Annotated in this window: 6 protein-coding genes; 2 read left to right on the top strand and 4 right to left on the bottom strand. The window is 71.2% G+C overall.

The annotated features are described in order from the left end of the window. Window positions 1-124 precede the first annotated feature (124 nt). From ACTWQE_RS26115 to rpe, 3 genes are all read right to left on the bottom strand, one after another. Window positions 125-1,564 (bottom strand): GuaB1 family IMP dehydrogenase-related protein, encoded by a 1,440-nt coding sequence (locus ACTWQE_RS26115; protein WP_443331499.1) that lies wholly within the window; start codon window positions 1,562-1,564, stop codon window positions 125-127. Window positions 1,565-2,040: 476 nt separating this feature from the next. Beyond that, complete coding sequence (locus ACTWQE_RS26120; RefSeq protein ID WP_443331505.1) at window positions 2,041-3,027, bottom strand: sugar-binding transcriptional regulator; 987 nt, start codon at window positions 3,025-3,027, stop codon at window positions 2,041-2,043. Window positions 3,028-3,207: 180 nt separating this feature from the next. Further along, window positions 3,208-3,897, bottom strand: a complete 690-nt coding sequence (gene rpe / locus ACTWQE_RS26125) for a ribulose-phosphate 3-epimerase (protein WP_443331500.1) — start codon at window positions 3,895-3,897, stop codon at window positions 3,208-3,210. Window positions 3,898-4,030: 133 nt separating this feature from the next. On the opposite strand from rpe, the gene ACTWQE_RS26130 reads away from it, so the two are divergent. After that, window positions 4,031-6,169 carry an MMPL family transporter gene (locus ACTWQE_RS26130; protein ID WP_443331501.1) on the top strand — a complete coding sequence of 713 codons (2,139 nt, stop codon included), beginning with the start codon at window positions 4,031-4,033 and terminating at the stop codon, window positions 6,167-6,169. A gap of 110 nt (window positions 6,170-6,279) precedes the next feature. On the opposite strand, the gene ACTWQE_RS26135 is transcribed toward ACTWQE_RS26130, so the two are convergent. After that, window positions 6,280-6,864 carry a dihydrofolate reductase family protein gene (locus ACTWQE_RS26135; protein ID WP_443331502.1) on the bottom strand — a complete coding sequence of 195 codons (585 nt, stop codon included), beginning with the start codon at window positions 6,862-6,864 and terminating at the stop codon, window positions 6,280-6,282. Between the two features lie 137 nt (window positions 6,865-7,001). On the opposite strand from ACTWQE_RS26135, the gene ACTWQE_RS26140 reads away from it, so the two are divergent. Beyond that, window positions 7,002-7,577 carry a TetR/AcrR family transcriptional regulator gene (locus ACTWQE_RS26140; RefSeq protein WP_443331503.1) on the top strand — a complete coding sequence of 192 codons (576 nt, stop codon included), beginning with the start codon at window positions 7,002-7,004 and terminating at the stop codon, window positions 7,575-7,577. The last annotated feature ends 112 nt before the right edge of the window (window positions 7,578-7,689 follow it).

The raw sequence follows: 7,689 nt of genomic DNA on the forward strand, positions 1-7,689 counted from the left end.
GGACCCCCGTACGAGGGCGATCTCCCCCGGACTCCGTCCGGGGGCACCCCCACCGCCGTGCGATGCATCGCACCGGACGCCGCGAGCTTCCCGGCAAACCCTCCCGGTCACAGCCCTGGGGACGTCAGTTCCAGCTGGCGTGCAGGGGTTTGCCCTCCGCGTAGCCCGCGGCGCTCTGGACCCCGATGACCGACCGCTCGTGGAACTCCTCCAGGGAGTCCGCCCCCGCGTAGGTGCAGGAGCTGCGGACGCCCGCGATGATCGAATCGATCAGGTCCTCGACACCGGGCCGGGCCGGGTCAAGGAACATCCGCGAGGTGGAAATGCCCTCCTCGAACAGGCCCTTGCGCGCGCGGTCGTAGGCCGACTCCTCGGTCGTGCGGTTCTGCACGGCACGCGCCGAGGCCATGCCGAAGCTCTCCTTGTACGGCCGCCCCTCCGCGGTGTGCTGGAGGTCGCCCGGGGACTCGTACGTGCCCGCGAACCAGGAGCCGACCATCACGTTGGACGCGCCCGCGGCCAGCGCCATGGCGACGTCCCGGGGGTGACGGACACCGCCGTCGGCCCACACGTGCTTGCCGAACTTCCGCGCCTCGGCGGCGCATTCGAGCACCGCGGAGAACTGCGGCCGGCCGACGCCGGTCATCATCCGGGTGGTGCACATGGCGCCCGGCCCGACACCGACCTTGACGATGTCGGCCCCGGCCTCGATGAGGTCGCGCACGCCCTCGGCCGCCACGACGTTGCCCGCGACGACCGGGACCTGCGGGTCGAGTCCGCGTACCGCCCGCAGCGCGCTGATCATCGACTCCTGGTGGCCGTGGGCGGTGTCGACGACGAGCGTGTCCACCCCCGCGTCGATCAGGGACTTGGCCCGGCCCGCGACATCGCCGTTGATCCCGACGGCGGCCGCGATCCGCAGCCTCCCCCGGGCGTCGGTCGCCGGGGTGTACAGGGTCGCGCGCAGAGCGCCCTTGCGGGTGAGGATGCCGACGAGCCTGCCGTCCTCGTCCACGGCGGGAGCCAACTTGCGGTGGGCGGCGTCGAGGCGGTTGAAGGCCTCGCGCGGGTCGATGTCCGCGTCGAGGAGCAGCAGCTCCCTGGACATCACCTCGGTCAGCTGGGTGAACCGGTCCACACCGGTGAGGTCGTGCTCGGTGACGATGCCCACGGGACGACCGTCCTCGACGACCACGCCCGCACCGTGCGCGCGCTTGGGCAGCAGGGAGAGCGCGTCGGCGACCGTGGCGTGCGGCGCCAGCATGATCGGGGTGTCGAGCACCAGGTGCCGCTGCTTGACCCAGCTGACGACCTCGGCGACGACATCGAGCGGGATGTCCTGCGGGATGACGACGAGGCCGCCCCGGCGGGCGACCGTCTCGGCCATCCGGCGGCCCGCGATGGCGGTCATATTGGCCACCACCAGCGGGATGGTGGTACCGGTTCCGTCGTGGGAGGAGAGGTCGACGGCCTGCCGGGACCCCACCGCGGAGCGGTTCGGCACCATGAACACGTCGTCGTAGGTCAGGTCGTACGCCGGCTTCTGGTCATTGAGGAAACGCATGCTAACTCTCTCACCTGCGGATTTGCGTGCTGGGCGGGGAGGGAGTCAGCACCGGACCAGCACGGGATCGGGGCTGCGGCTCCTAGGCCATCATCACCGATCACACCGGGTCCTGGCCAACCTCCGACCCTTCTCTGTGCCTTCCGCCAGGGACCGGCCGCCTCGCTCGTGTCTTCGCCCAAGGAGCGCGAGCGGTACGTATCTCAACTGGCGGTTGGTCGCCCCGCGCCGGGTGGGCTGCCTCTCCATGTCCGGTTCACCACACCGGACATGGAAAGAGCACTGGATGGCCCGGCAGCGGCCGGCCCCCGTCCCGGCGGTCTTCGAGGCCGGCCTGGGGTTCCGAAGCCCGTGGGACTCTCCCTCCTCCGTCGGGCACCATCGGCCGCACGTGTCCGGGGGAACGCCCAGCGAAGGACCTCGCCCGGACGGGCTCCGGGAGAGTCCCGGACCCCACGAGATCGCCCGGCCAGGGCCTACTCGTCCGGGTCCGCGCGGTCGAGGGCCGGGCGGGGGCCCGGCCCCGTCTCGTGGAGCAGATGGTCGGCGGCCGCGGTGTCGGTGACCAGGCTGGTGACCAGCCCGGAGCGGAGTACGGCGCCGATGGCGGATGCCTTGCGCTGGCCGCCCGCGATCGCCACCACCTCAGGGATCCTGCGCAGCCGGTCGGCCTCGACGGTGATACAGCGCTCCCCCAGGTCGCGGCCGATGCGGCGGCCGTCGGCGTCGAAGAGGTGCGCGGACATCTCGGCGGCCGCGCCGAGCGAGGCGTAGTGCTCCCGCTCGTCCTCGTGGAGCATGTCGTAGACGGTGGAGATGCCCGGGTCCCAGGAGCCGATGGAGACACAGGCGACGGTGACCTTGTCGAAGTACTCGAAGGCGCGGGCGATCCCCGTCTGGCCGCGGAGCGCGGCGGCGGTGGCCGTGTCGGGCAGCAGCATCGGGGCGTAGATGGGGTGGGCCTCGCCGCCGGAGACCGCGGCGGCACGGCGTACCGCCTCGACCGAGCCGCGCTCGGCGGTGCCCGCGTCGTACACGCCGGTGAGCTGGACGACCGTGCACGGCGGAAGCCGGTCGAGGGCCGCGGCCATATGGATCGTGGAGCGCCCCCAGGCGAGGCCGAGGACATCGCCCTCGGCGACCAGCTCTCCGAGCAGGTCGGCGGCGACCTCGCCGAGGTTCTCCGGGTCGGCCGCGTCGGCCGAGGCGTCGGCCGGGGACTCGACGACGACCGCGTGGCGCAGGCCGTAGCGGGCGCGGAGCGCGTCGGAGCGCTCCGCGTCCAGCTCCGCGGGCACACGGATCTCAATGCGCACGAGATCGCGTTCGAGCGCGGTTTCGAGCACCCGCGCGACCTTGAAGCGGCTGACGCCGAACTCCTCGGCGATCTGGATCTTGGATTTGCCCTCGAGGTAGAAGCGGCGGGCCATGGCCGCCGCCTGCACCAGCTCAGCGGGTCCCATCCGCATGGCTGACCGGCCCGTCGACACCGCTGTCTCCTCACTGCTCACTGTTCGTACCCGCCCCCGGCCACCGCCGGTGGAGGTGCCCCCAGCGCTGGCCGCGGGAGTCCCCCTTGCTCATCCTGTCAGAAGCGGCGGTTGTCGATCATCCCTTGCTCTCCGCGTTCACCGGGCGGACGCTCAGTGGTTGCACGCCCACGCGGCTGTCGTCGTGGTGGTTTCCGCCGCCTGCGCACGCAATGAGCGTACGGCGGCTGCCGGGTCATCCGTGCCATAGACGGCGGATCCGGCGACGAAGACATCCGCGCCGGCGTCGGCGCACCGCTCGATGGTGTCCGCGGAGACTCCCCCGTCCACCTGCAGCCACATCTCCAGGCCGTGCTTGGCGATCAGCTCACGGGTGCGGCGGATCTTCGGCAGCATGATGTCGAGGAACGCCTGTCCGCCGAATCCCGGCTCCACGGTCATGATCAGCACCATGTCCAGCTCGGGCAGCAGGTCCTCGTACGGCTCGATCGGGGTCGCGGGCTTGAGTGCCATGGCGGCACGGGCTCCCTTGGCCCTGATCTCGCGGGCCAGCCGTACGGGTGCGGCGGCGGCCTCCGCGTGGAAGGTGACGGACCCGGCGCCGGCCTCGACGTACGCGGGCGCCCACCGGTCCGGCTCCTCGATCATCAGATGGCAGTCCAGCGGGGTGTCCGTCGCCCGGGCGAGCGACTCGACGATGGGTGCGCCGAGCGTCAGGTTCGGCACGAAATGGTTGTCCATCACATCGACATGGAGCCAGTCGGCGCCCTCGACTGCCTTCGCCTCCTCCGCCAGGCGAGAAAAGTCGGCGGAGAGGATACTGGGGTTGATCTGAACGGCCATGGCACCAGCCTGCCATGGCCGACGGCTGTCGGCGGACCGGGATGTGGCGTATTCCGGGGCCTTCCGGGCTGAACCGCCTCATGATCAGAGCGGGGCCTGCCCACCCGGGCGCCCCACCGGCGATGGGGGCCCCATGTCGGACGGACGGCGCGAGGGGGTGGCATGGCTGGTCTGCGGTCGCCGGACCAAGTGGCTGGTCCTTCTGCTGTGGTTGGTGGTGATCTTCGCCCTGGCGCCGCTCGCCCAGAAGCTCAGCGGGGCGCAGGACAACGACGCCACGTCCTGGCTGCCCGGGAGTGCCGAGTCCACCCAGGTCCTGGAGATCTCCAAGGAATTCCGGCCGGAGACGGTCCCGGCCGTCGTGGTCTACGAGCGGGCCGACGGTCTCACCGCCGAGGACCGGCGGCGGATCGCCGAGGACGCCGCGCAGATCAAGCCGCTGCGCGAGCACGGCATCCGGGGCGGGGAGACCCGCGGCCCGTTCTACAACAGTCCGCAGAACCCGAAGGCGGCCCTGATCCTGGTGCCCGTCACCGTGGACGAGGAGGGATGGGAGGAGCTCTCCTCGGCCGTCGACCGTCTCCGCGAGGACGTCGGCACCGGCGACGGGCTCTCGGTGCACATCACCGGTCCGGCCGGTACCTCCGCGGACTTCGCCGAGACGTTCGAGGGCATCGACTCCACGCTGCTGGTGGCCGCTCTCGCGGTGGTGATCGTGGCCCTTCTGATCACCTACCGCAGCCCCACGCTGCTCCTGGTGCCGGTGCTCTCGGTCGTCGGCGCCCTGCTGACCGCCCAGGCGATCATCTACCTCCTCGCCGAGCACGCCGGTCTGACGGTCAACGGACAGAGCGCCGGCATTCTGACGGTGCTGGTCTTCGGCGCCGGTACGGACTACGCGCTGCTGCTGGTCGCCAGGTACCGGGAGGAGCTGCGCCGCCATGAGGACCGGCACGAGGCGATGGCGCTGGCCCTGCACCGTGCGGGCCCGGCCGTCCTCGCCAGCGGTGCGACGGTGGGCATGGGCATGCTGGTGCTCCTCATCGCGGAGATGAACTCGACCAGCGGGCTGGGCCCGGTCTGCGCGATCGGGGTACTCGTCGCCGTACTGGCGATGCTGACGCTGTTCCCGGCTCTGCTGGTGATCTTCGGGCGTTGGATCTTCTGGCCGGTGGTGCCGCACTTCGGCTCCGCGGAGCCGGCGGAGAAGGGCTTCTGGGCCCGTGTCGGGCGGCGGATCGCCCGGCGCCCGCGGGCGGTATGGGTGACCACCGCGGTGATCCTGGCCGCACTCTCGTTCGGCATCATCGGCCTGCGGGCCTCGGGGATCAGCAACGCCGACGCGTTCACCGAGACGAAGGACTCCATCGAGGGCCAGAAAGTGTCCGCGAAGTACTTCCCCGCGGGCAGCGGCGATCCCCTGCTGATCGTCGCCGACCGGAGCGAGGCCCGGGACGTCGGCCAAGCCGTGGCGCGGACGCCCGGTGTGGTGCCCCAGTCGATCGGCGTTCCCCCGGGTGCGGCGCCCGAGCACGAGGGCAGAGTGCTCTTCGAGGCGACGATGACGGCACCGGCGGACAGCCAGGCGGCCAAGGACACCGTCGAACGCACCCGTGACGCCGTCCACGCCGTGCCCGGGGCCGATGCCAAGGTGGGCGGCGGGACGGCCGCGCTGCTGGACGCCGACACGGCCTCGACGCGCGACAACATCGTGGTGATCCCGCTGGTGCTGCTCGTCGTGCTGATCATCCTGACGATGCTGCTCAGAGCCCTGATCGCACCGCTGGTCCTGATCGCCACGGTGGTGCTGTCGTACGCGGCGGCGCTCGGTATCAGCGCGCTCGCCTTCCGGCACGTGTTCGACTACGCGGGCGAGGACACCGCCTTCCCGCTGTTCGTCTTCGTGTTCCTGGTCGCCCTGGGCATCGACTACAACATCTTTCTGTCCACCCGGATCCGCGAGGAGTCGTTCCGGCAGGGCACCCGCCCGGGGACCCTCACGGCCCTCGCCGCGACCGGCGCCGTCATCACCTCGGCCGGCCTGGTCCTCGCGGGCACCTTCGCGGCGCTGGGCACGCTGCCCCTGACGGGCTTCTCCGAGATCGGCTTCGCGGTGGCCGTCGGCGTCCTGCTGGACACCTTCGTCGTACGGTCGGTGCTGGTCACCGCACTGTTCCTGGACATCGGCCCGCAGGTGTGGTGGCCGCACCGCCTGGCGAAGGCGGGTGGTGCGCCCCCCGCCCACGGCCCTGCCCCGGAACCGGTGCCCTGACGTGACGGGATTCGTACGGCGGCCCGGCGCCGTACGCCCGGCCGCGGGACGCCGCAGCGGGCTTGGGAGGGCGTACCGCGGGCCGGCCTTCGGCCGCCCGCCGCGGCGGGTCACCGCCTCCGGCTGTACACCCTGACGAGCACGCCGTTCCCGAAGGTCCGCACCGAGTCCAGCGCGAACTCGGTGGCCCCGAAGTCGGAGCCGAACATCGGCATACCGGAGCCGTAGACCAGCGGATAGGTCTTGATCACGAGCTCGTCGATCTCGTCGAGCAGCTCACCCGCGAGCTGCGAGCCGCCGCAGAGCCAGATACCGAGCTCGCCGTCCTCGGACTTGAGTTCCCGGACCCGGCCGGCCACGTCGCCGGAGACGAGCTCCACCCGCGGGTCGGGCGACTCCTTCAGCGTCCGCGACGCGACGTACTCGCGCAGGTGGGCGTACGGGCTGGTGATGTTGACATCCAGCGCCAGCTGATAGCTGCCCCGCCCCTGGATCACCGTGTCGAACCGCCGATTCTCCACGTCCTGGAAGTTCAGCATCTCCCGGCCCTCGACCGAGATGGTCTCCGGGTACTCGGTCGTGAGGTACGAGAGGAACTCCTCGTCCACGAACGGGATCATGGAGGACGCGTCGCCATCCGGACCCCCGATGAAACCGTCGATCGAGCAGGCGATGAAGTAGGTGAGCTTGCGCACAGGGATCCCCCGTTGGCCGTCGGCGATGCGGATGGGCCCGGCACACGTTCCCCCGCCGAACCACTTCGATTATAGTGCTTCACACGTAGTGGTTCGGCAAGCCCTTTCCCGGGATGCCGTCGCGTGGGGAGATCCGCATGGTCAGAAATCCGGAGCGCAGGACGGCCCTGGTCGACGCCGCCATCGAGGTGCTGGCGAGCGAAGGGGCACGGGGACTCACCTTCCGCGCGGTCGACAGCCGCGCCGGAGTCCCGCCGGGCACGGCGTCCAACTACTTCACCGACCGGGACGATCTGTTCACCCAGGCGGGCGCGCGTATCCACCTCCGAATGACCCCGGACCCGGCCGAGGTCGACGAGGCGATGCGCCCGGCGCCCTCGCGCGCGCTGGTCACCGAACTGATGCGGTGGCTGGTGCGGCGCATGACCGAGGAGCGCACCGGCTATCTGGCCATGCTCGAGCTGCGCTTGGAGGCGACCCGCCGCCCGGCGCTCCGGACCGAGCTCAACCGCACCGTCCGCGCCGCCTTCGACGAGAGCGCCCGCTTCCATCTGGACGCCGGACTGCCGGGCGACGCGGACACCTTCCTCGTCCTCTATCTCGCCATGACGGGTCTTCTGCTGGAGCACTTCAGCCTGCCCGACCTGCTGTCCGACACCGCACTCGACGCACTGGTGGAGACGGTGGTCAGCCGGATCGTCCCGGCGGAGTGAACCGGCGGGCCCGTCGGTGCCCTCCGGGGGCGGGGGGCACGGCCGGGGTGAGGCAGGGTCTCCCCCTGGGAGACCCTTCAGGCCGTACGGCGCAGCAGCGCCAGGTACATCG

This window comes from Streptomyces sp. 8N706, assembly GCF_052245415.1.
Lineage (GTDB): Bacteria > Actinomycetota > Actinomycetes > Streptomycetales > Streptomycetaceae > Streptomyces.